Annotated in this window: 18 protein-coding genes and 1 pseudogene; 4 read left to right on the top strand and 15 right to left on the bottom strand. The window is 40.9% G+C overall.

The features are described from left to right. Nucleotides 1–76: 76 nt before the first annotated feature. The 9 genes and pseudogenes from D8855_RS01180 to ruvB all read right to left on the bottom strand — a co-directional run. Nucleotides 77–790: pseudogene (locus tag D8855_RS01180) on the bottom strand (LLM class flavin-dependent oxidoreductase); the annotation flags it as partial. A gap of 281 nt (nt 791–1,071) precedes the next feature. Continuing rightward, a complete protein-coding gene (glmS, locus tag D8855_RS01175; protein WP_125415562.1) occupies nt 1,072–2,880 on the bottom strand; it encodes a glutamine--fructose-6-phosphate transaminase (isomerizing) in 1,809 nt (602 codons plus the stop codon). A 192-nt stretch (nt 2,881–3,072) separates the two neighbouring features. Further along, nucleotides 3,073–4,452, bottom strand: coding sequence for a 6-phospho-beta-glucosidase (bglA, locus tag D8855_RS01170; RefSeq protein ID WP_125415560.1), 1,380 nt, complete (start codon nt 4,450–4,452; stop codon nt 3,073–3,075). Nucleotides 4,453–4,550: 98 nt separating this feature from the next. After that, nucleotides 4,551–6,404, bottom strand: coding sequence for a proline--tRNA ligase (locus D8855_RS01165; RefSeq protein ID WP_115904511.1), 1,854 nt, complete (start codon nt 6,402–6,404; stop codon nt 4,551–4,553). Between the two features lie 12 nt (nt 6,405–6,416). After that, on the bottom strand, nt 6,417–7,676 hold the full coding sequence (rseP, locus tag D8855_RS01160; protein WP_049510956.1) for an RIP metalloprotease RseP: 1,260 nt from the start codon (nt 7,674–7,676) through the stop codon (nt 6,417–6,419). A gap of 21 nt (nt 7,677–7,697) precedes the next feature. Next, the gene (locus tag D8855_RS01155; RefSeq protein WP_049487419.1) at nt 7,698–8,501 is read right to left on the bottom strand and encodes a phosphatidate cytidylyltransferase; all 804 of its coding nucleotides are present in this window, start codon (nt 8,499–8,501) and stop codon (nt 7,698–7,700) included. 8 nt (nt 8,502–8,509) lie between these two features. Then, nucleotides 8,510–9,268 (bottom strand): isoprenyl transferase, encoded by a 759-nt coding sequence (locus D8855_RS01150; protein ID WP_049487418.1) that lies wholly within the window; start codon nt 9,266–9,268, stop codon nt 8,510–8,512. 346 nt (nt 9,269–9,614) lie between these two features. Continuing rightward, nucleotides 9,615–10,187 (bottom strand): nucleotidyltransferase family protein, encoded by a 573-nt coding sequence (locus tag D8855_RS01140; protein WP_049487417.1) that lies wholly within the window; start codon nt 10,185–10,187, stop codon nt 9,615–9,617. Continuing rightward, on the bottom strand, nt 10,168–11,166 hold the full coding sequence (gene ruvB / locus D8855_RS01135) for a Holliday junction branch migration DNA helicase RuvB (protein ID WP_080976073.1): 999 nt from the start codon (nt 11,164–11,166) through the stop codon (nt 10,168–10,170). Before ruvB ends, D8855_RS01140 begins: the two co-directional genes overlap by 20 nt. A 133-nt stretch (nt 11,167–11,299) precedes the next feature. Between ruvB and D8855_RS01130 the strand changes: the two genes are divergently transcribed. Beyond that, nucleotides 11,300–11,392, top strand: a complete 93-nt coding sequence (locus tag D8855_RS01130) for a type I toxin-antitoxin system Fst family toxin (RefSeq protein ID WP_004255195.1) — start codon at nt 11,300–11,302, stop codon at nt 11,390–11,392. 723 nt (nt 11,393–12,115) lie between these two features. Here the strand turns inward: D8855_RS01130 and D8855_RS01125 are convergent. The 5 genes from D8855_RS01125 to leuS form a co-directional block, all read right to left on the bottom strand. Then, nucleotides 12,116–12,532: a GNAT family N-acetyltransferase gene (locus D8855_RS01125; RefSeq protein ID WP_125415558.1), complete on the bottom strand. Its 417-nt coding sequence runs from the start codon at nt 12,530–12,532 to the stop codon at nt 12,116–12,118. 11 nt (nt 12,533–12,543) lie between these two features. Next, nucleotides 12,544–13,239, bottom strand: coding sequence for a GNAT family N-acetyltransferase (locus D8855_RS01120; RefSeq protein WP_125415556.1), 696 nt, complete (start codon nt 13,237–13,239; stop codon nt 12,544–12,546). Between the two features lie 297 nt (nt 13,240–13,536). Next, nucleotides 13,537–14,769 (bottom strand): acyl-CoA thioesterase/BAAT N-terminal domain-containing protein, encoded by a 1,233-nt coding sequence (locus tag D8855_RS01115; RefSeq protein ID WP_061589613.1) that lies wholly within the window; start codon nt 14,767–14,769, stop codon nt 13,537–13,539. Between the two features lie 56 nt (nt 14,770–14,825). Beyond that, nucleotides 14,826–15,281, bottom strand: a complete 456-nt coding sequence (locus tag D8855_RS01110) for a MarR family winged helix-turn-helix transcriptional regulator (protein WP_125415555.1) — start codon at nt 15,279–15,281, stop codon at nt 14,826–14,828. A gap of 92 nt (nt 15,282–15,373) precedes the next feature. Continuing rightward, nucleotides 15,374–17,875, bottom strand: a complete 2,502-nt coding sequence (gene leuS / locus D8855_RS01105) for a leucine--tRNA ligase (protein WP_061589615.1) — start codon at nt 17,873–17,875, stop codon at nt 15,374–15,376. A 318-nt stretch (nt 17,876–18,193) separates the two neighbouring features. On the opposite strand from leuS, the gene D8855_RS01100 reads away from it, so the two are divergent. From D8855_RS01100 to D8855_RS01090, 3 genes are read left to right on the top strand one after another with little or no spacing between them, the layout of a single operon-like run. Beyond that, nucleotides 18,194–19,234, top strand: a complete 1,041-nt coding sequence (locus D8855_RS01100; protein ID WP_049510963.1) for an ABC transporter substrate-binding protein — start codon at nt 18,194–18,196, stop codon at nt 19,232–19,234. A gap of 12 nt (nt 19,235–19,246) precedes the next feature. Then, a complete protein-coding gene (locus tag D8855_RS01095) occupies nt 19,247–20,338 on the top strand; it encodes an ABC transporter ATP-binding protein (protein WP_061589616.1) in 1,092 nt (363 codons plus the stop codon). Further along, nucleotides 20,328–21,986 (top strand): ABC transporter permease, encoded by a 1,659-nt coding sequence (locus tag D8855_RS01090; RefSeq protein ID WP_070482420.1) that lies wholly within the window; start codon nt 20,328–20,330, stop codon nt 21,984–21,986. Before D8855_RS01095 ends, D8855_RS01090 begins: the two co-directional genes overlap by 11 nt. A 255-nt stretch (nt 21,987–22,241) precedes the next feature. Here the strand turns inward: D8855_RS01090 and D8855_RS01085 are convergent, their stop codons facing one another. Beyond that, a complete protein-coding gene (locus tag D8855_RS01085; protein WP_061589618.1) occupies nt 22,242–22,934 on the bottom strand; it encodes a histidine phosphatase family protein in 693 nt (230 codons plus the stop codon). Nucleotides 22,935–23,087: the final 153 nt, after the last annotated feature.

Genomic DNA, 23,087 nt, shown 5'->3' with positions numbered 1-23,087 from the left:
ATCCCCCAAGCCTTGACGCTCGGGGGATTGATTTTTGTACAATATTTATCGTCATAATAAATTTGAGTAGTTTTTATTAAGCCTCTTTCATGGCAAAGTAAGCTCGAACTTTTGGAGCCACTTGCGTTCCGAAAAGTTTAATAGCTCTTAGAACTTGATCATGAGGCATAGAACCAAGAGGTAAGTGCAACATAAAGCGGTCCAAACCTAAGTCTTCAATCATGCGAATCAATTTTTCTGCTACCTGATCTGGATTGCCCACAAACATAGCACCATTTGGCCCAACTTGCTCCAAATATTGCTCATAACGCAATCCCTGCCAGTGTGGACGGTCTTTGGAAATAGCATCCACCACTTGCTTGGTCGGATGAAAATAATCTTTCACCGCCTGCTCGCCATCTTCAGCAATCCAGCTCCAAGAATGAGCCCCAACCTTTAGTTCATGACTAGCATGGCCCGCTTCGCTCCCAATCTCACGATAAGCCTGAATCAACTTTTTAAAATAACGCGGATTGCCACCAATAATTGCATAGACAATCGGTAGACCAGCCTGAGCAATCTTCACTGTTGATTCGACATGACCACCTGTCGCTATCCACAAGGGTAATTTGTCCTGAACTGGACGAGGATAGACTTCTTTGCCAGAGATTGTTTGAGTCAATCGCCCTTGCCAGTCTAACTTGGTCTTCTCATTGACTAACTGGAGCAAATCTAATTTCTCATCAAAAAGGGCTTCGTAGTCTTTCAAGTCATAGCCAAACAAGGGAAAAGATTCCGTGAAAGAACCCCTTCAAGCACCGTTGTTTCCCCAAATGTTGAAATTCCCAATTCTTCTATTGTGATTCTCCCCGTCTATTTCTTTCCTGCAATTTGAAAAATTATCCTAACACTCAATGAAAATCAAAGAGCAAACTAGAAAGCTAGCCGCAGGCTGCTCAAAACAATGTTTTGAGGTTGCAGATAGAAGCTGACATGGTTTGAATTTGATTTTCGAAGAGTATAACACGAAACTTGACTACAAGCAACCGATTTGCTCACAAGAAAAAGCCTAGATAACTAGACTTTTTTAGCTTATTCTACCGTTACTGATTTAGCAAGGTTACGTGGTTTATCCACATCAAGACCACGGTGTAGGGTTGCAAAGTAAGCGACTAATTGCGTTGGTACGACCATTGAAATTGGTGAGAGGTAAGGGTGGACGGTCGTAAGGACGATATCATCTGTATCTTTGGCAACATTTTCTTCTGCGATAGTGAGGACTTTGGCACCGCGAGCTGCCACCTCTTGGATATTTCCACGAGTGTGGTTGGCAAGAACTGGATCTGACAAGAGGGACAAAACAGGCGTTCCTTCTTCAATCAAGGCAATAGTTCCGTGCTTGAGTTCTCCTGCCGCAAAGCCTTCACACTGGATGTAAGAAATCTCTTTGAGTTTGAGACTTGCTTCCATGGCTACGTAGTAATCTTGACCACGTCCGATGTAAAAGGCGTTACGAGTTGTTTCAAGAAGCTCACGAACCTTGGCTTCAATGTCTTCTTTCTCTGAAAGAGTAGATTCGATAGACTGAGCTACGATTGACAACTCATGAATCAGGTCAAAGGCTTGCGCTTTAGCATTACCATTTGCTTCTCCTACTGCTTTTGCAAGAAAGGCAAGGGCTGCAATTTGTGCTGTATAGGCTTTAGTTGATGCCACGGCAATTTCAGGTCCTGCGTGAAGGAGCATGGTATGGTTAGCTTCACGAGAAAGAGTTGAACCTGGGACGTTTGTCACTGTCAAGCTTGGGATTCCCATTTCATTAGCCTTGACCAAAACCTGACGGCTATCCGCTGTTTCACCAGACTGGCTGATAAAGATGAAAAGTGGTTTCTTGCTGAGAAGTGGCATACCGTAGCCCCACTCAGATGAGATTCCAAGTTCAACTGGTGTATCTGTCAATTCTTCCAACATTTTCTTAGAAGCAAATCCTGCGTGGTAAGATGTTCCAGCTGCAAGAATGTAGATACGGTCTGCGTCTTGAACAGCCTTGATGATAGCTGGGTCTACGACAACTTGACCAAACTCATCTGTGTAGGCTTGGATCAACTTACGCATCACTGTTGGTTGCTCATCGATTTCCTTGAGCATGTAGTAAGGATAAGTTCCCTTACCGATATCTGACAAGTCAAGTTCTGCAGTATAGCTAGCACGTTCACGGCTGTTGCCATCATAATCTTGAACTTCTACGCTATCAGCCTTGACGATTACCAACTCTTGGTCATAAATTTCCATGTATCGGTTGGTTTCACGAATCATAGCCATGGCGTCTGAGCAGACCATGTTGTAGCCTTCCCCAAGACCAATCAAGAGTGGTGATTTATTTTTAGCTACGTAGATGACTTCAGGATTTTGTGAGTCAACCAAGGCAAAGGCATAAGAACCACGGATGATGTGAAGAGCTTTTTTGAAGGCTTCAAGAACTGACAAGCCATCTTCTTCTGCAAATTTTCCAATCAAGTGAACGGCGATTTCTGTATCTGTTTGCCCTTTGAAGTGGTGACCTGCAAGGTATTCTTCCTTGATTTCAAGGTAGTTCTCAATCACTCCATTGTGAACCAAGACAAAACGTTCTGTCTCAGAGCGATGTGGGTGAGCATTATCTTCAGTTGGTTTCCCATGAGTTGCCCAACGAGTATGTCCGATACCAGTCGTTCCCTCAACACCAGTTGTCTTGGCAGACAATTCTGCGATACGGCCTACAGCCTTGACTAGGTGGTTTTCAGCACCACCTAGGACAAAAATTCCCGCAGAATCATAGCCACGGTATTCGAGCTTTTCAAGCCCTTGAATCAAAATATCAGTTGCATTTGTGTTTCCAACAACACCAACAATTCCACACATAGTATATACGACACAGACCAGCTGTGCTTTCTCCTTAAAATTGGTATAGTCTGATTCCTCTTTTATAGAATCAGCAAAAACAGTATATACTTGTTTCTTTCACTTGTCAAGAGTAAAAATTGGTATAGTTCAAATCAACTTCCTGAAATCAAAAAAACTCTGACCAATTAGGATAATCAGTCAGAGTCCTTTTTAAAATCCATTATTATCGCTTAACTCCTTGAACCAGTGCCCTGATTTCTTCAGACGACGTTCTTGCGTTGCCAAGTCTAATTCGACCAAACCATAGCGATTTTTATAGCTGTTGAGCCATGACCAACAATCAATAAAGGTCCAGATTAAGTATCCTTTACAGTTAGCTCCATCTTCAATAGCACGGTGAAGTTCGCGAAGATGACCTTTTACAAAGTCAATACGATAATCATCTTGAATCATTCCATTCTCACGGAATTTTTCTTCCCCTTCAACACCCATACCATTCTCTGTCAACATCCACTCAATATTGCCATAATTTTCCTTGATATTTTTGGCAATGTCATAAATCCCTTGTTCATAAATCTCCCAGCCACGATGAGGATTGATTTTACGTCCAGGCATCACATAAGGCTCGTAAAAATGTTCTGGTAAGAGTGGACTCTCTGGATGCTTAGCAAATCGAGGCGCCATAACACGCAAAGGTTGATAGTAGTTGACACCAAGGAAGTCCACTGTATTGTCACGAATGAGCTTCAACTCCTTCTCTGTAGCATCAGGCAAGAGACCGTATTCATGTAAGATTTCTACCAACTCCTGTGGATAAGTCCCCAAGACAGATGGATCTAAGAAAGATTGGGCCTGAAAGAGATCCGCAATCCGAGCAGCCTTGACATCAGCAGGATGCTGGCTACGTGGATAAGCCGGTGTCAAGTTGAGGACAATCCCAATCTTGGAATCAGGCAAGAGTTCATGGCAGGCCTTGACCGCACGACTGCTGGCCAATTGTGTATGATAGGCTACTTTAACGGCTGCTTCCGCATCCACCTTATGTGGATAATGGGCATCATAAAAATAGCCAAATTCCACTGGAACGATTGGCTCGTTAAAGGTAATCCATTGATCCACTAAATCTCCATAAGTCTCAAAACAAAAACGAGTATAGTCTTCATAGGCTGAGACAGTCGCCTTATTTTCCCAACCATCACCATCTTCTTGAAGAGCAAAAGGCAAATCAAAATGATAAAGATTGACTAAAAGACGAATCCCTTTATCCTTAATAGCCTCAAAAACCTTACGGTAAAAGTCTACACCTTGAGGATTGACTTCCCCACGCCCTTGTGGAAAAATCCGTGACCACTGAATAGAAGTCCGAAAGGCCGTGTGACCAGTTTCTAACAGTAGCTCAATATCCTTTTCCCAATTTTCATAAAAGGTTGATGTTTTATCTGGACCAATCCCATTATAGTAACGATTTGGCTCCACTTGGTACCAATAATCCCAGAGATTATCTCCCTTACCGTCACCGGCTACACGTCCTTCTGTTTGTGGTCCAGAAGTAGAGGATCCCCAGACAAAATCCTTTGGAAATCTTAGCATACATTTACCTCTTTATCTAGTCATTTTTCCCATTATACAGAAAAAACAAGGTAAAAACTAGTTACATTTTTTCCTTGTTTTTCTTCTGATTATAGTTTTTATTTCTTGCTGAGAATTTCAAGCGTTTCAAGCAAGTTATCTGCATGAACTTCGATGGTGTCACCAGTCGCTTTAATCTTCACTTCTACGATGCCATCGGCCGCTTTCTTCCCAACAGTGATACGAATCGGCAATCCAATCAAGTCGCTATCACTGAATTTGACTCCGACACGCTCGTTACGATCGTCTGTCAAGACTTCGTAACCTGCTCCCATCAAGCTTGCTTCAAGCTTTTCTGTCAAGGCTTGCGCTTCTTCATCCTTGACATTGACAGTAATCAAGTGCACATCAAATGGGGCCAATTCTTTAGGGAAGTTGATTCCCCAAGCGTAACGATATTCACCTTTTGGTGTCTTATTAACAAAGAGGCGAGCGTGTTGCTCCATCACTGCTGAAAGGAGACGGCTGACACCGATACCGTAACATCCCATGATAATTGGCACAGCACGGCCATTTTCATCCAAAACATCTGCTCCCATGCTTGCTGAATAGCGAGTACCGAGTTTGAAGATGTGACCAATTTCGATACCACGCGCAAAGTTAAGGACACCTTGTCCGTCTGGAGAAATTTCACCCTCACGAACTTCACGGATATCCACATATTCTGCAGTAAAATCACGACCTGGGTTCACACCAGTCAAGTGGTAGCCATCTTCGTTAGCACCGACAACTGCATTGCGAACATCTTGCACCTTACGATCTGCAATAATTTTAACATTCTCTGGCAAACCAACTGGGCCAAGTGAACCAAAACCTGCTTGAACAACACTTGCTACTTCTTCTTCGCTAGCAACGTCAAAGAAATCTGCTCCCAAGTGGTTTTTCAACTTGACTTCGTTGAGTTGGTCATTTCCAACTAGAAGGGCTGCAACAAGCTCACCATCTGCCATGTAGAAGAGGGTTTTAATCGTTTGTTCTTCTGGAACATTGAGGAAGGCTGCAACTTCATCAATTGATTTAACATCTGGCGTTGCAACACGAGTCACTTCTTCTTCAGCGACAACACGGTTGCTTGGTTTGTACTCGTTTGTTGCCATTTCTAAGTTAGCCGCATAGCTAGATTCACTTGAGTAAGCAATGGTATCTTCACCAGAAACCATCCATTTGAGCAATTCTGCCTTGATTTCTTCTTGCACTTCTGCAGGAATTTCGTCAAATGAGGCAACTGACTTGTCCAAGACAACCCAGCGGTCAAGGTCTGTACGAGCAGGTGTAATGGCCATAAATTCTTGGCTGTCCTTACCACCCATGGCTCCACCGTCACCAATGATAGCCTTGAAGTCTAAGCCACTACGAGTGAAAATACGCTCATAAGCAGCCTTGTACTCATCATAAACACTATCCAAGCTATCATAGTTAGCGTGAAAACTGTAAGCATCCTTCATGATGAACTCACGTGTACGGAGAAGTCCATTACGTGGGCGTTTTTCATCACGATACTTAGGCTGGATTTGGTAAAGGTTGAGTGGCAATTGCTTGTAAGACTTAACAGAATCACGGACAATAGCTGTAAAGGTTTCTTCGTGAGTTGGACCTAGAATGAAGTCTGATTTTTCACGGTTTTTTAGTTTGTAAAGGTCTTCACCATAAGTTTCATAACGACCTGATTCGCGCCACAATTCTGCACTAAGAAGGGCAGGAGCCAACATCTCAACGGCACCAATCTTGTCGAATTCTTGGCGCATGATGTTTTTAGCTTTTTCAATCACACGGTTAGCAAGTGGTAGGTAAGAATAAACGCCTGCTGAAACTTGGCGAACATAACCAGCTCGCAACATAAGAGCGTGGCTGATAACTTGAGCATCGCTTGGCATTTCGCGAAGCGTTGGGATAGGCATTTTACTTTGTTTCATAATATTCCTCGATTATCTAAAAAAGAGTCGCATGATGTCATTCCAGGTCACAGCAATCATCAAGACAACCATGATGACCACTCCGGCCAAGGTGACATAGGTTTCAATTTCTTGTTTCAATGGTTTGCGGCGAATGGCTTCTAGGATATTGAGCACAATCTTACCACCATCCAGGGCTGGAATCGGAATAAGATTAAAAATCCCAATATTGATGGAAATTATTGCCAAGAAGTACAAGACATTCTCAATTCCATTTTTAGCAGCATCACTACTTGCCTTAAAGATGGCAACAGGTCCACCTAGTTTGTTCAAATCTGGTTGGAAAATCAAATTTTTCAGTTCTGACAGGATTCGGAGAGCCGAGTCGGCTGCAGTTGTAAAACCACCTACAAACATGGATAGAAAATCTGACTTAATTCCCGGTTGAACACCTAGAAGGTAACGGCCTTGACTTTCTTCCGGAGTAACAGTGACTTGTTTGTCACTACCCTTTTCAGAAATAGTCACATCCAAGGTCGGGGCCGTCTTATCTTTGGTTTCTGATTCCACAGCCTGAATCAAACTTTCCCAGTTGCTAACCTCATGTGAGCCGATCTTGGTAATCTGAGCTGTTTCTGGCACTCCCACCTTAGCCAAGGCCCCTTGGGGCATAATATGGAACTGGTTGGTATCGACATCTCTGACACCACCCTGCATAAAGATTAAAATCCAGAAAACAACGACACCTAAGATAAAGTTGTTCATAGGGCCTGCAAAGTTGGTAATCAGTTTGCCCCAGATAGTCGCATTTTGATATTGAACATCTAAAGGTGCAATCCGAACCTCAGTACCGTCTGCTTCCACAACCGTTGCATCATGATCCACTGCAAAAGTTTTTTCTTCTTCCAGAACCAATCCTTTGATAAAGAGCTTGTCTTCAAAGTCAAACTGGGTCACCTGCATAGGAAGAGCTGTTTGATCCAATTTTTTACCTGAGAGATTGATGCGTTTAACCTTACCATCATCAGTAAGGGTCAAACTGACAGGAGTTCCTGTCTTAATTTCAGTTGTATCATCACCCCAACCGGCCATGCGAACATAGCCACCCAGAGGCAAGATTCGAATGGTATAGGCCGTTCCATCCTTGCCAGTGTGAGCAAAGATCTTGGGTCCCATACCAATGGCAAATTCACGCACTAGAATCCCTGATTTCTTGGCAAAGTAGAAGTGTCCAAACTCGTGCACCACCACAATAATCCCGAAAACCAGAATAAAGGTTAAAATTCCGAGCATAGTATTTCCTCCGTCTTTTGATTAAAAGAGTCCAAATAAGTGCATGATTGGAAATACAAGCAACATACTATCAAAACGATCCAAAACACCACCATGTCCAGGGATAAATTTCCCAGAATCCTTGACACCAAAATGACGTTTGATCGAACTTTCTAGTAAATCACCAAATTGTCCAGCAATGCTAAAGAAAATAGCAAAGACCGACATCTTGTAAATTCCATACGGAAGAGCAACTGTTCTGTCAAACATCATAAAGATGATGGTTACTAAAATAGCGCCTAAAATACCACCCAAGGCACCCTCAAAGGTTTTATTTGGAGAAACCGTTGGAGCCAGTTTCCGTTTCCCAAAGTTCATCCCAGCAAGATAGGCACCACTGTCGGTAGCCCAGACGATGCACAAGGCCAATAGAGCCTTATCTAAACCTGCAACGCGAGCATCTAGTAAAGCATTAAATCCAAAGCCTACATAGAAACTCATAGCAAGAGGGAAAACAGCGTCCTCAATCGTATAAGACTTACTAAAAACGGTCGTTCCTAACATGATTGAAATCAAAACACTATAGGCAACCACATTCCCATCAACTGGTAAAAAAGTCAGATAATTCTCCAAGGGAATGGTCAAAGCAAAGGTTGCAAAGAGGGTTAAGAGGCCCTCCATAGTCATAGTCTCTAGACCTCTCATCTTCAAAAGTTCATGCATGGCTAGCATGGCTATGATTCCAATTGCTATCTGAAGCAAGAGGCCACCAATCATTAAAATTGGTAGGAAAATAGCCAGGGCAATCCCTGCAAACAAGGTTCTTTTCTGTAAATCCTGTGTCATATTTCCTCCTAAACTCCTCCAAATCGGCGATGACGACGATTGTAGGCAAGAATAGCTTCCTGCAAGGCCGCCTCGTCAAAATCAGGCCATAAGGTATCTGTAAAATAGAGCTCACTATAGGCTCCTTGCCATGGAAGGAAATTGCTCAAACGCAATTCTCCACTAGTCCGAATAATCAAGTCTGGGTCTCGTAACTCCTTAGGTAAATGCTGGGTGAAGAGATAGTTGCCAATCAATTCCTCTGTGATGTCACCTGGGTTGATTTTAGCATCTAAAATATCCTGGGAAATCAACTTAAGAGCCTGTGTGATTTCAGCACGTCCACCATAGTTGAGGGCAAAATTCAGAATTAATCCTGTGTTGTTCTTAGTCAATTCCTCAGCCTTGGTCAGAGCTTCAAAGGTTTGCTTAGGCAGGCGGTCCGTTTCCCCAATCATTTGAATCTTAACATTATTCGCATGCAATTCCGGGACATAATTATCATAAAACTCTACTGGCAAGTTCATGATAAACTTGACTTCCTGATCTGGACGGGTCCAGTTTTCCGTAGAAAAAGCATAGACCGTAATAACCTTAACGCCTAGTTTGTTAGCTGCTTTGGTCACAGTTTGCAATGCTTCCATGCCCGCCTTATGTCCGAAGACTCGCGGTTGCATACGTTTTTTAGCCCAACGGCCATTGCCATCCATGATGATGCCGATATGAGCAGGAACCTGTGTCGGAACCTCTACTTCCACAGCCTTATCTTTCTTAAAAAATCCAAACATGATCTTATTCCTATTCAAAAATCTATCGTTTCATTATACCATATTTCCCTATTTTCTTCTATCACTAAGCTATTTATACTCTTCGAAAATCAAATTCAAACCACGTCAGCTCTATCTGCAACCTCAAAACAGTGTTTTGAGCAACCTGCGGCTAGCTTCCTAGTTTGCACTTTGATTTTCATTGAGTATTATTCTCAGGCACAAAGCCCATTTCCAAAAAAATAAGCCGCCTGATTGGGCGACTCTATTTTTTTATAGGGAGATTATTATGAAAAAGTTTTAGGAGTTTAAGTTAAGGTCTTCTTAACTTATGGACTTAGTATACACTTCCTAGCTTAAAGTTTCCTTAAGTATTTTTAAAAATCAAATTTTTCCATTTCTCCTGCCAATTTTTCTTGGTTAGACGTGTTCGATAAAGTTCCATTCGGTCTTCATTCTCTAAAAAATGAGGAGTTGGACGAACTTGAAAATTTAAAATATCCTCCAAACCATAAGGTGCATAGAGTTCCAAAGCGGATTCTTCATTCAAGCGCAGTCCAACTGCCGTACACCGTTCTGGATACTTACTCATAGCATCACAAGAGCTGCTATAGGGAGCAGTATGAGGACTGTGCTGATGCATATAGACTTGATTTTTCAATTCCCACTGGTACTGAGGAAAGTCCTCTCTCAGATTTTTCTCTAGGGACAAGGTTTCCTCATAAGAAATATCTGGATCAAAGAAAATTACATCTACATCCGTTTCACAGTCAAAAGGGGATTTATCTGACAAAAGATTCCAGATGAAATTTCTGACAGAACCTGCTGCCAACCACGAGTCTTTCAGACCAAGGTTTCGGATAGTTTCTAGAATAGGCATCATATCCGAATTTTCTCTAAAAGCCTCTAGAATTTCTTGCTCATTTTTCACTGTATTCATAACCTAAATGCTCATATGCCTTAGCAGTCGCCATCCGTCCAGAACGTGTCCGCATGATAAAACCTTTTTGAATTAAGTAAGGCTCATACATGTCTTCCACCGTCTCGCGCTCCTCGGCAATATTGACAGAGAGAGTTCCTAAGCCGACGGGACCACCACCGTACATCTCAATCATGGTGCGAAGGATTTTTTGATCCACATAGTCCAAACCTTCATGGTCAACATCCAGCATAGTCAAAGCCTTATCGGTAATAAGATCATCGATAACCCCATTCCCCATTATCTGGGCAAAATCGCGCACGCGCTTGAGAAGACGATTGGCAATACGAGGGGTTCCACGACTACGCAAGGCCAGCTCGGATGCTGCCTCATGAGTGATTTTCATCTCAAAAATATCTGCCGTCCGCTCAACAATTTCCGTCAAGTCAGCATGGGCATAATACTCCATATGACCTGTAATCCCAAAACGTGCCCGTAGCGGATTTGACAGCATACCAGCCCGAGTCGTCGCACCAATCAAGGTAAAAGGTGGCAACTCCAAATGAACACTGCGACTGCCTTCACCAGCCCCAATCATGATATCAATGTAGAAGTCCTCCATGGCACTATAAAGCACCTCTTCCACAGACATGGGCAAGCGATGAATCTCATCAATAAAAAGGACATCCCCAGGCTCTAAGTCATTCAAAATCGCTACCAAATCCCCAGCTTTTTCAATGACTGGACCCGAAGTCTGCTTAAGATTGACACCTAGTTCGTTGGCAATAACAAAAGCCATGGTCGTTTTCCCCAAGCCTGGAGGTCCAAATAAGAGCACATGATCTAGCGCTTCATCCCGCATTTTGGCAGCTTCTATAAAGATTTGAAGCTGGTCCTTAACCTTATCCTGTCCAATATATTCACGTAAATACTGAGGACGGAGCGTGCGTTCTACTAACTCCTCGTCCCCCATTATCTCATTATCTAAAATTCTACTCATGGCTCTATTATATCAAAAAACCAAGCCACAAACAAAAAAGCCACCTGATTGGGTGACTCCAGAGTTTAGCACCTATGTGGTATAACATTCTACGGCACTGCTACACCGCCTACGAAAGGAGGTGAGATAGCCCATGATGGGATTAGTACTCAAAACTATCATCGGACCAATTGTGGTCGGTGTCGTTCTTCGCTTAGTCGATAAATGGCTAAACAAGGATAAATAGTGTCAAAAAAGACCCCTAGCTTATTTGGTCGTGAGCTTGGGGCCATTTCTAGCCTATGATATAGAACTAGTACTCAATTCCTTTTTATTATCCCATAGTTCACAAAATTTTTCAAAGGTTTATATTCGTGGCTTTTCAAGCTTTAACCGCTGTACAACAATATGATGACTCACTCCTTGAAAACCAAGAGCATTATTACAGTAGTTCTAGTCCTTCAATTAACAGTCACTTAAATTCAAAGTAAGGTTGAAGTAGCTGAAGCGACAACAGAACTATTTATTAGTCATATTCGCTAAAAAAAGTCCCCGCCAATTCCCCGACCAAAATCCGAAAAATATCGGAAAATGATTTTTAGAATAGTCCCCAAAATCCTGAAATAGAGCCAAAAAACTCCACCTGATTGGGTGGAGTTAAGGGAGATTATTATGAAAAAGAAAAGTTTAGGATTTTATTAAATAAAGTTAGGAGGTCTTTATTTAATAACTATATGATACAAGACAAAGCTTAAAACTAGCTTAACTTTTCTCAAATTTTACTATTTTGCAAAAAAAATCTATCACCATCACCTATCCACGAAAAAAGCCACCTGATTGGGTGGCTTCATTAGGAGATTATGATGAAAAAAGTTTTAGGATTTCATTAAATAAAGTTAGGAGGTCTTTATTTAATGACTATATAATACTAGACCATCCTTAAACTTTGCTTAAGAAAAAACAAGTTTTATTATTTTTCTCGACTTACCCAAGTCATCCCTATACAATTATAGGTAGATAATATTTCAAAGCCCATAGAACGATAGAAGCTCAAGGTTCTTTCTGTCTGTTCTGTCACCAGCTGGACTTGATAGGCATCTTTGTAATCCTCTAAAGCCTCTTTCATTAGGGCACTACCAATCCCTTGACGCTGGTAGATAGGTAAAACGATTAAATCCTGAACCAATACTGATGAGAAACCATCTCCGACTAAACGGACCAAGCCCACCACAGTATCACCATCAAGCGCCACATAAATCGCTAATGAATGAGATAAGGCCTGCTCCAGCATCTCTGGTTGATGGGTATAATTTGTCCAACCGACAGCCTGATAGAGATGCAAAACATCCTCTAGCTTGACAATTTCTTGCTTTTTAATAGTAATCATCTCAACACCTCTTAAAACTCCCTCAAGCTCTTGTACTGCTGTCCATTTTTATCAAAATTTTCAGGACGCAACCATGTTTCCAAACGAGATTTGACTTTGGGCCAGCCCTTATCAATCATGGACAACCAATCCGTATCCCTCGTACGCCCCTTATAAACCACTGCCTGACGGAAGGTTCCTTCATAAATAAATCCCAAACGCTCCGCAGCTCGTCTGGATGGCAAATTAAGAGAATCACATTTCCACTCATAGCGACGATAGTGGAGTTCTTCAAAAACATAGCGAGCGAGGAGATACTGGGCTTCAGTTCCTATCCGTGTTCCCCTGAGCTCTGGAGAAAAAGTGACCGCCCCCACTTCTATCACTCGGTTATTCTGATCAATGCGCATGAGAGAAAAAGTTCCCAAAGCCTTACCAGTTGCCTTGTCTATGATTGCATAGTAAAAACGGTCCTTACGAGCCAACATCTGATTTAAAAGGCTGACCAGTTCCTCCATGTCTGCTACTGGCTCCTGAAAGAGGTAAGTCCACATCTCCCGAGGCGTATCAGGGCCATAAACAGCTAATAAATCCTCCGCATGCTTTTCCACCGAAAGAGCTTCTATTCGAGCATAACGCCCTTCTAAGAAATCAATAGAAGGCAATTCACCTGGTGTATAACCTTCCATTGACTCCCCAATCATCTGACCATATTCATTTACTGGCATAGCTTTCTCCTTATTCACTTATTGAATATAGTATAACATATCTCAATGAAAATTTTAGGAAACACTTGGATTTCGATTCAACAATGCAAACTCCTCTTATAAAAATCATCCATCCATTTTATGGAGGAATAATCAAATATGGGAACGAGTGAGTTAATGTCCCTTGTGCTTCTCTCTATTTTTTACTGTTTGTATTCAAATTTCTCTTGTTTTAGTGTTTGCTTTTGTAGACTGAACTACCAACCAGAACTGTGTTTTTATCTTAGTTGGGACTATTATAGTACGGTTCAGCACTATCTACAAATTCTTCAGATGTGTATCAAAATAATTTATCGTAGCAAACCAAGAGTCTACACTTTCTTTCATTAATAAGCGCCAATCTTTTCGATAACGATGATTCGGTTGATAAGCAACCGTCAACATATGCCCTGTTTCATGGTATTTTTTAAACAAAATAGATTCCCCTTTATAATGTGAAATGATATCATCTATCGCGGATGATGCATTCCATATTTCATCAACATCGCTTCCTAGTAATAATAAAGGGGAGGAAATTTTACTCACATCAATCTGAGCCCTACTATCTTCAGGAATATGTTTTCCAAAAAACTTGTTTAACAAATAATCTCCTAACTGAAATTTTTGATAAGGAAGTTCCTTTTGTAAATATGTCCAAGAAGATGAATGAGAATTGAGTTTTCCCTTTATTCCCTCAAATATTACATTTGAGGGAGAATTGAGTACTAAACATTGCACATCATCCAAAATACTTTGTCCAGCCAAAACAAGCTCTGCTCCTTTAGAGCGACCATATATTCCTATTTTTGTATTATCAACTTGAGGATGATGATATAGAAAATCTTTCGCTTCCTCCAGACATTCTATTGGAATTCGTTCTAAATTTTGGGGTAATCCCTCTAAACCAAAATAAGCTATTGCAAGACAAATATAGCCTCTAGAAGATAAAAGTTGGGCAATATTCTGAGCTTTTTCAATTCTTCCCTCACTACCGCTAACAATAATCACGGCTGGCGCCCTTCTTAACTTTTCATCATAAAATAATCGACCTTGAAAATGCTTGTCATAGATATCTTGATATCTTACTCCCAGATTCATATAACGCCTTACAAAACTTTGCTCCGCGACCATATCTTTCCCCAGCCTGATTTTAATTTCAACACCAAAACAATCTCGTAATGGAATTCTATCAAGAGAACTCGGTAATCTCCTTTTCCTATTCTTCAACGGTTTCGCATTAAAGAATAATCCCATTTCTGAAACTCCTTTATAAGATCCCGAAATAGATACTGTCTGAGAGGTATCAATCATACCGTCCTGATCAGATAAAAAAATTGCGGTTGATTTCCATATAACATCATGATCTAAAAGCAAGGGAGCATTTATACAGTAATAATCAGACAGGTACATTTCTACACAATACATTGCCCTTGGTTCTAAACCATTAATAGCAATATAAAAAGATTCATCCGCTAAATCTGTTTGTGAAATCAGTTCTATGTTTACAGTCATATCTTCTCCTTTTTGTTAATTTACTTAACAATTATATTTGAAATTTACCGTGACTTTTACCACGGTAATTCTCCCCACACCTTTTCAATATCATCCATCAATTTCACAACTGTTTTAAGTTCCACCTCGCTATAGTTGTTTAAAACTGAAAAGATTGATTTTTCAATATATTCTTGTTGCTCCTTATGGATTTTAAAAATTTCGATGCCTTTTTCAGATAATCTCAAATATTTATTTTTCCCATTATTCGGATCAAAATCAAAAACAACTAAATTTTTTTGAATCAATCTCCTAACACTTTGAGTTATTGCACTTCTTGAAACTTCTAATAATTCAGATAATTTTACTAGATTTAAGGGCTGATTTTTCCCAATCACAACAATCAAATGTACCTCATTCAACGTAATGGATTTGTCAACACCACTTTTATGTTGATTTTTTTTTAACTGGTCAAACGCTAAAATAAATCTATTGAAACGATTATTAAATGCAATAAATTCTTTTTTATCCATAATCTCTCTTTTCTTTGTTAATTATATTAACAAAATAGAAACTTCCTGTCAAATAAAAAATCCTCCAGATTCTACTCTGAAGGATTCATTTCTTATTTCACAACAATATTAACGAGTTTATTCGGTACCGCAATCACTTTCACGATTTCCTTACCGTCAATTTCTGCTTTGACTTTTTCATCAGCGAGAGCAATTTCTTGCAATTCTTCGCGTGATAGGTCTTTAGCAACCATGAGTTTGGCACGAACTTTTCCTTTGATTTGGACAACGATTTCGATTTCGTCTTCAACTAATTTGCTTTCATCCCAAGTTGGCCAAGCTACATAAGAGATAGATTCTCCTGTTGCTGCAACTGTTTGCCAGAGCTCTTCTGCCAAGTGAGGTGCAAATGGTGCAATCAACTGAACGAAGCCTTTGGCGTAGTCTACATAAAGTTTGTCTTCCTTGTTGGCAGCGTTGACAAAGACCATAAGTTGGGCAATGGCTGTGTTGAATTTCAATGATTCTATTTGCTCTGTGACAGCTTTAACGGTTTCGTTGTAAACCTTGTCGAGAGAGCCATTGTTTTCTGCAACAATTTCCTTGCTTGTAATCAAACGGTAAACACGGTCAAGGAACTTACGGCTTCCTTCCAGACCTTCTTCTGACCAAGCGATTGAAGCATCAAGTGGCCCCATGAACATTTCATAGACACGAAGGGTGTCGGCACCGTATTGTTCCACCACATCGTCTGGGTTAACAACGTTCTTAAGCGATTTAGACATCTTAGCTGGTGCTTGCTCCAACTCTTCTCCTGTTTCCACATGGAAGAAAGAACCGTCACGTTTTTCAACCTTGTCAGTCGCCACAAGAGCCCCACGGTGGTCACGGTAGCTTGTTCCCAAAATCATTCCTTGGTTAAAGAGTTTTTGGAATGGCTCTTTTGTTGGAACAACACCGAGGTCATAGAGGAATTTGTGCCAGAAACGAGCGTAAAGCAAGTGAAGAACAGCATGCTCTGCACCACCCACGTAGATATCTACTGGCAACCATTGTTTGAGAAGGTCCTCATCAGCCAATTTCTCAGTATTGTGTGGATCAATATAGCGGAGGTAGTACCAGCTTGAACCTGCCCATTGTGGCATAGTATTTGTTTCACGACGACCTTTGACACCATCTTCACGAGTCACTTCAAGCCAGTCTGTCAAGTTAGCTAGTGGACTTTCACCAGTACCTGAAGGGCGGATGTCCTTGGTTACAGGCAAGACAAGTGGCAATTCACTTTCAGGAACAGCTGTTGAAGTTCCATCTTCCCAATGAATGATAGGAATTGGTTCACCCCAGTAACGTTGACGGCTAAAGAGCCAGTCGCGGAGACGGTAGGTAACCTTCTCTTGTCCATAGCCTTTTTCTTCCAACCAAGTTACAATCTTGGCAATAGCGTCTTCTTTGTTGAATCCATCTAGGAAGTCTGAATTGACATGAAGTCCATCTTCTGTGTAGGCAGCTTCTTCAACGTTTCCACCTTCAAGTACTTCGACGATTGAAAGGTCAAATTGTTTGGCAAATTCCCAGTCACGTTGATCGTGGGCAGGCACAGCCATGACAGCACCTGTTCCATAGCTAGCAAGAACATAGTCTGCAATCCAGATTGGAATTTCCTTACCATTGACAGGGTTGATAGCATAAGCACCAGTCCAAACACCAGTTTTTTCTTTGGCAAGGTCTGTACGAGCCAAGTCAGACTTGAGGCTAGCTTGGTGTTTGTAGTCTGCTACTGCTTCTGCTTGTTCTGGACTTGTGATAGCATCTACTAGTTCATGCTCAGGCGCCAAAACAGTGAAGGTCGCACCGAAAAGGGTGTCCGGACGAGTAGTAAAGACTGTAAATTCCTTTTCTGCTCCTTTTACTTTGAAAGTTACATTAGCACCAGTTGATTTACCAATCCAGTTGCGCTGCATGTCCTTGATAGACTCTGGCCAATCCAGATCATCCAAGTCATTAAGCAAGCGCTCTGCGTAGGCCGTGATTTTGAGCATCCATTGGCGCATTGGTTTGCGAACAACTGGATAGCCTCCACGCTCAGAAGTTCCGTCAGGAAGAACCTCTTCGTTGGCGATGGCTGTTCCCAATTCCTCAACCCAGTTTACTGGCACTTCCGCTTCATAGGCCAATCCTTTTTCGTAAAGCTTAGTAAATATCCATTGCGTCCACTTGTAGTAGTTTGGATCTGTTGTGTTGACTTCACGATCCCAGTCATAAGAAAATCCAAGCGCATTGATTTGGCGTTTGAAGTTGGCAATGTTTTCCGCTGTAAATTCTGCTGGGTCATTACCTGTATCCATAGCGTATTGCTCTGCGGGCAAACCAAAAGCATCCCACCCCATTGGGTGAAGGACATTGTAGCCTTGCGCACGTTTGTAACGGCTGAGGATATCCGTTGCGGTATAACCTTCTGGATGTCCTACGTGCAGACCCGCTCCAGACGGATAAGGAAACATATCAAGAGCATAAAACTTCGGTTTTGATGCATCTGTTCCTGTCTTAAATGTATGATGTTCTGCCCAGTAGCCCTGCCACTTAGGCTCAATTTCTTTATGATTGTAAAAACTCATGGTCTCTCTCCAATTTTGTGATGTTACTATTATACCATTTTTGAGGGAATTTGAAAGATGAGAAATGTTCTTTTAGACTTGGATGGTAAGAAAGACTGAATCGCAAATCTAGCTTATTTAGCAGTATAAAAAATTAGCTAGCACTTGAAATTAACTTATATCGATTATTTGTCTCTTTCATCTTTTTCCCCTAGCGCCTTTGACTCATATTCCCCGTTTTAGATTTCTTTAAGGTTTTTATTATATCCTATAGGACTCTGCAAATTATAAACATTAAGTAGGTTGTAGAGTTAAAATGTTCGTAAAAAGGAGATTATTATGAAAAAACTACTATTCTTTCTCTCTTGTGGATGGATATTTCTTACTTTATCAGGATGTTCTTCAACAACAGAAGCGGAAACTAGCTCTGAAAAAGATTCAGATAACACTTTGGTTGTCTACTCGCCTAATCCTGAGGACCTTATCGAAGAAACAATTCCAGCCTTCGAAGACAAATATGGTATTAAGGTTGATTTAGTACAAGCCAGCACGGGTGAATTGTTCAAAAAAGCTGAGGCCGAAAAAGAATCCCCAGTAGCCGATGTCATTTTCGGAGGTTCCTACGCTCTCTTCTCTTCTAACGAAAAACTTTTTGAACCTTATATTTCCCAAGAAAACGACCAGATAATCCCTGAATATCAAAATAAAACTGGATTCTACACGCCTTATACACTTGATGTCAGTGTTATCATTGCCAATTCAGCTCTTACAAAAGATATTAAAATTGAAGGCTACAATGATCTACTCAATCCTAAATTAAAAGGAAAAATCGCTACTGCTGATCCTAGTAATGCTTCTAGCGCCTTTGCTCAATTAACAAACATGCTTGTTGATCAAGGTGGATACGAAAATGAACAAGCTTGGACCTATGTGAAAAATCTATTTACCCTAGTAGATGGAAAGATTGCATCTAGTTCTTCAAATGTTTACAAAGCTGTCGCCGATGGAGAAATGGCTGTAGGACTCACCTATGAAGACCCTGCCTTAAAACTCTTAAACGACGGAGTTGATGTAAAAGTTATTTATCCAAAAGAAGGAACCGTCTTTTTACCTGGTAACGCAGCTATCATCAAAAATGCTAAACACATGGAAAACGCTAAGAAATTTATCGATTTCCTCCTTTCTCAAGAAATCCAAGATAAGCTAGGAACTGAAACTACAATCAGACCCATTCGTAAAAATGCTAAAACCAATAAAAATATGAAGGCTATGACAGAAATCAAGATTGCCACCGAAGATTCAGATTATGTCATTAAAAATAAATCCACTATTCTTAAAAAGTACAATGACATTTTTACAGATATCCAATCTAAACAGTAAAAGAGGTTCACTATGAGTGAGATCAAAATTATTAACGCCAAAAAAATCTACCACGATGTCCCTGTTATTGATAATTTAAACATTACAATTCCAAAAGGAAGTCTCTTTACCATCCTTGGTCCTTCAGGGTGTGGGAAAACGACCCTTCTTCGTATGATTGCAGGTTTCAACAGTATCGAAGGCGGAGAATTTTACTTCAATGATACAAAAATCAATAATATGGAACCCAGCAAACGCAATATCGGCATGGTTTTCCAAAACTACGCTATTTTTCCACATTTGACCGTCCGAGACAATGTTGCTTTTGGTCTTAAGCAAAAGAAAGTTCCAAAAGAGGAATTGATTCAACAGACCAACAAGTATCTTGAACTCATGCAAATTGCTCAATATGCGGATCGAAAGCCCGATAAACTCAGTGGTGGACAACAACAACGTGTCGCCTTAGCACGTGCCTTAGCGGTTAATCCAAGTGTTCTCCTCATGGACGAGCCACTTAGTAATCTGGATGCCAAACTTCGCTTGGATATGCGCCAAGCCATTCGAGAAATCCAACACGAAGTGGGAATTACAACCGTCTATGTGACCCACGACCAAGAAGAAGCCATGGCGATTTCAGACCAAATTGCTGTTATGAAAGATGGAGTGATCCAACAAATCGGCCGACCAAAAGAACTCTATCATAAACCAGCTAATGAGTTTGTAGCAACCTTTATCGGACGAACAAATATTATCCCTGCCAATCTTGAAAAACGGAGCGACGGCGCTTATATCGTCTTTTCAGATGGCTTTGCCCTTCGAATACCAGCCCTTGATCAGGCTGAGGCACAAGCTATTCATGTAAGCATTCGTCCTGAAGAGTTTATCAAAGATGAATCTGGAGATATTGAAGGAACTATTAGCGATAGCGTCTATCTTGGACTGAATACTGAATACTTCATCGAGACAGGCTTTGTCTCAAAAATTCAGGTTAGCGAAGAATCAACTTTTGAAGAAGATCTACAAAAAGGCGATCGTATTCGTCTACGAATCAATACTCAAAAATTAAATGTCTTTTCTGCGGATGGTTCCCAAAACCTGATAAAAGGAGTCAACCATGGAACGTAAAAAACTAAATATTTGGACAGTCTCCTCTTTATTCATCTTTCTTACCTATCTTGTCTTTCTCGTTTATCCTATCGTTACCGTGCTCAAGCAAGCACTCATACATGAAGGACAATTTTCACTAGCTAATTTTGTCACTTTCTTTAGTAAAGCCTACTACTCTGAGACACTCGTCAACAGTTTCAAGGTTTCCATTACCGCTACTGTCACTTCCTTAGTCGTAGGAACCTTATTAGCTTATCTCTTCTCTATGTATGACTTCAAGGGAAAGAAATTTCTACAAATATTAATTATCATTGCTTCCATGTCAGCTCCTTTCGTGGGAGCCTACTCCTGGATTCTCTTGCTGGGACGAAATGGGGTCATTACTAAATTCCTGACAAATACCCTTCATCTTCCAGCTATCGATATTTATGGATTTAAAGGAATTGTACTTGTCTTTACACTACAATTATTCCCACTAGTATTTCTATACGTTGCTGGGACAATGAAAAGTATTGACAATTCTCTACTTGAAGCCGCTGAAAGCATGGGGTCCTTCGGATTTAAGCGTATCGTAACGGTTGTTTTACCTCTTCTAGTTCCAACCTTACTAGCTGCTGCCCTGCTTGTATTTATGAGAGCATTCTCAGACTTTGGAACACCGATGTTAATTGGTGAAGGATATCGGACTTTCCCTGTCCTGATTTATACCCAATTTATTAGCGAGGTTGGAGGAAATTCTGCTTTTGCATCTGCTTTAGCAGTTATGGCGATTATCATTGCCTTGGCGATTTTCCTTATCCAAAAATACATTTCAAACCGCTACAGTTTCAGCATGAATTCGCTCCATCCAATTGAGCCTAAAAAAACTACAAAAGGAAAAATGGTTGCCATTTATGCAACAGTCTACGGAATTATCTTGCTCTCTGTTCTACCTCAAGTCTACTTGATTTATACTTCTTTCCTAAAAACATCAGGTATGGTATTTGTCAAAGGCTATTCTCTAAACAGTTACAAGGTAGCTTTCAATCGTATGGGATCTGCTATTTTCAATACTATTCGTATCCCTTTGATTGCCTTAGTTCTAGTTGTCCTATTTGCAACATTTATCTCCTACCTAGCTGTTAGAAAACGGAATTTGTTTACAAACTTAATTGACAGCCTCAGTATGGTCCCTTATATTGTACCAGGAACCGTTCTAGGGATTGCCTTCATTTCTTCCTTCAATACTGGTCTATTTGGAAGTGGATTTCTTATGATTACAGGGACTGCTTTCATCTTAATTATGTCTCTATCTGTCAGAAGATTACCTTATACTATTCGCTCATCTGTTGCTAGCTTGCAACAAATAGCACCAAGTATTGAAGAAGCTGCTGAAAGCTTAGGAAGTAGCCGTTTCAATACCTTTGCCAAGGTTACAACTCCAATGATGCTATCTGGTATTATTTCTGGAGCTATCCTATCTTGGGTTACAATGATTTCAGAACTCTCTACTTCTATCCTCCTCTACAATGTCAAAACAAGAACAATGACTGTAGCTATTTATACAGAGGTTCTCAGAGGAAATTACGGTGTTGCCGCAGCCTTGTCAACTATCCTCACTGTTCTGACAGTAGGTTCCTTGCTCTTGTTTATGAAAATCTCTAAAAGCAATAGCATTACACTCTAGTTTTCCCCATCAAAAACAGCCGAAAGGATTACCCTCGGCTGTTTTTTCTTATCTTGATATTCTTATCAAATCCTCAGTTCATAGCAAACAAGTCTAGACTGATTATACTCAATGAAAATCAAAGAGTAAACTAGGAAACTAGCCACAGGTTGCTCAAAGCACTGCTTTGAGGTTGTAGATAAGACTGACGAAGTCAGTTACATATATCTACGGCAAGACGACGTTGACGCGGTTTGAAGAGATTTTCGAAGAGTATTAAATAGAAGCTTCCTCCATCTTCTCCCGTCCTAGTTCTCGGTAACTACGGTCGCCGACAACTTCTACGCTAAACTGCCCGTCCTCATATTCAAGGATCGTTACGCTACCATTATCGAGACCATGCGGATGCATGCCATTAATCAGATAAACAATGGTTCCAATGGTCATTCCATGGCTGACAACGAGAGCGTTGCTCCCACCTTGTTCTTCCATTTCTTTGGCAATCGCTTCAAAACCTTCCTTGATTCGGCCACTGAGTTTTTCCCAGCCTTCAGCCCAACCAGCTGTATCGACCTCTACCAAACCCTCAGCCAGTTCAGCATAAGATAATTGGTGAACGTGGTCCACATTAAAGATACGAGGAATAATGCCCATGAAAAGATCACCATCATAAGCTCCGTCAAAGCTACCAAAACACCATTCTCTGATACGCTTGTCCATGCGATAAGGGATTTTTCCCTGCAAGCCAAGTTCATCAAGGATGATTCCCATTGTCTGAATGGTGCGACCAGAATCACTCGAATAAGCGCGATCAAACTGTAGACCAGATTCTCGCAAACCAATTCCTAATTCTTGAATCCCTCGTTCACCTTCAGTTGTTAAAGGAGTATCGCTCCAACCTTGCGCTCGACCAATCGTGTTAAACATGGTCTTACCATGACGTACCAAATACAATCGTACTTTTACCATTTTCCGTCCTCCGTTTGCTTCTATTATATCATGGATGATAAAACAAAAGCCACCCATACAGGCGACTTTTGCAGGAGATTATTATGAAAAAGTTTAGGAGTTCTATTAAATAAAGATATTAGATGAAAATCAAATTCAAACTAAATCAGAGTT

It is taken from the genome of Streptococcus mitis (assembly GCF_003942685.1).
GTDB classification, from domain to species: Bacteria; Bacillota; Bacilli; order Lactobacillales; family Streptococcaceae; genus Streptococcus; species Streptococcus mitis_CD.
Note: the sequence above shows the minus strand (reverse complement) of the source record. Positions and strands in the feature narration are given on the sequence as shown.

What these genes read in the sequence shown, in the direction of transcription:
- D8855_RS01085 (WP_061589618.1), bottom strand. Translation starts at nt 22,934, where the DNA reads ATGGTAAAAGTACGATTGTATTTGGTACGTCATGGTAAGACCATGTTT.
- D8855_RS01140 (WP_049487417.1), bottom strand. Translation starts at nt 10,187, where the DNA reads ATGAATACAGTGAAAAATGAGCAAGAAATTCTAGAGGCTTTTAGAGAA.
- D8855_RS01090 (WP_070482420.1), top strand. Translation starts at nt 20,328, where the DNA reads ATGGAACGTAAAAAACTAAATATTTGGACAGTCTCCTCTTTATTCATC.
- ruvB (WP_080976073.1), bottom strand. Translation starts at nt 11,166, where the DNA reads ATGAGTAGAATTTTAGATAATGAGATAATGGGGGACGAGGAGTTAGTA.
- leuS (WP_061589615.1), bottom strand. Translation starts at nt 17,875, where the DNA reads ATGAGTTTTTACAATCATAAAGAAATTGAGCCTAAGTGGCAGGGCTAC.
- D8855_RS01120 (WP_125415556.1), bottom strand. Translation starts at nt 13,239, where the DNA reads ATGCCAGTAAATGAATATGGTCAGATGATTGGGGAGTCAATGGAAGGT.
- D8855_RS01130 (WP_004255195.1), top strand. Translation starts at nt 11,300, where the DNA reads ATGATGGGATTAGTACTCAAAACTATCATCGGACCAATTGTGGTCGGT.
- D8855_RS01150 (WP_049487418.1), bottom strand. Translation starts at nt 9,268, where the DNA reads ATGTTTGGATTTTTTAAGAAAGATAAGGCTGTGGAAGTAGAGGTTCCG.
- D8855_RS01095 (WP_061589616.1), top strand. Translation starts at nt 19,247, where the DNA reads ATGAGTGAGATCAAAATTATTAACGCCAAAAAAATCTACCACGATGTC.
- D8855_RS01165 (WP_115904511.1), bottom strand. Translation starts at nt 6,404, where the DNA reads ATGAAACAAAGTAAAATGCCTATCCCAACGCTTCGCGAAATGCCAAGC.
- rseP (WP_049510956.1), bottom strand. Translation starts at nt 7,676, where the DNA reads ATGCTCGGAATTTTAACCTTTATTCTGGTTTTCGGGATTATTGTGGTG.
- D8855_RS01155 (WP_049487419.1), bottom strand. Translation starts at nt 8,501, where the DNA reads ATGACACAGGATTTACAGAAAAGAACCTTGTTTGCAGGGATTGCCCTG.
- glmS (WP_125415562.1), bottom strand. Translation starts at nt 2,880, where the DNA reads ATGTGTGGAATTGTTGGTGTTGTTGGAAACACAAATGCAACTGATATT.
- D8855_RS01100 (WP_049510963.1), top strand. Translation starts at nt 18,194, where the DNA reads ATGAAAAAACTACTATTCTTTCTCTCTTGTGGATGGATATTTCTTACT.
- D8855_RS01115 (WP_061589613.1), bottom strand. Translation starts at nt 14,769, where the DNA reads ATGACTGTAAACATAGAACTGATTTCACAAACAGATTTAGCGGATGAA.
- bglA (WP_125415560.1), bottom strand. Translation starts at nt 4,452, where the DNA reads ATGCTAAGATTTCCAAAGGATTTTGTCTGGGGATCCTCTACTTCTGGA.
- D8855_RS01110 (WP_125415555.1), bottom strand. Translation starts at nt 15,281, where the DNA reads ATGGATAAAAAAGAATTTATTGCATTTAATAATCGTTTCAATAGATTT.
- D8855_RS01125 (WP_125415558.1), bottom strand. Translation starts at nt 12,532, where the DNA reads ATGATTACTATTAAAAAGCAAGAAATTGTCAAGCTAGAGGATGTTTTG.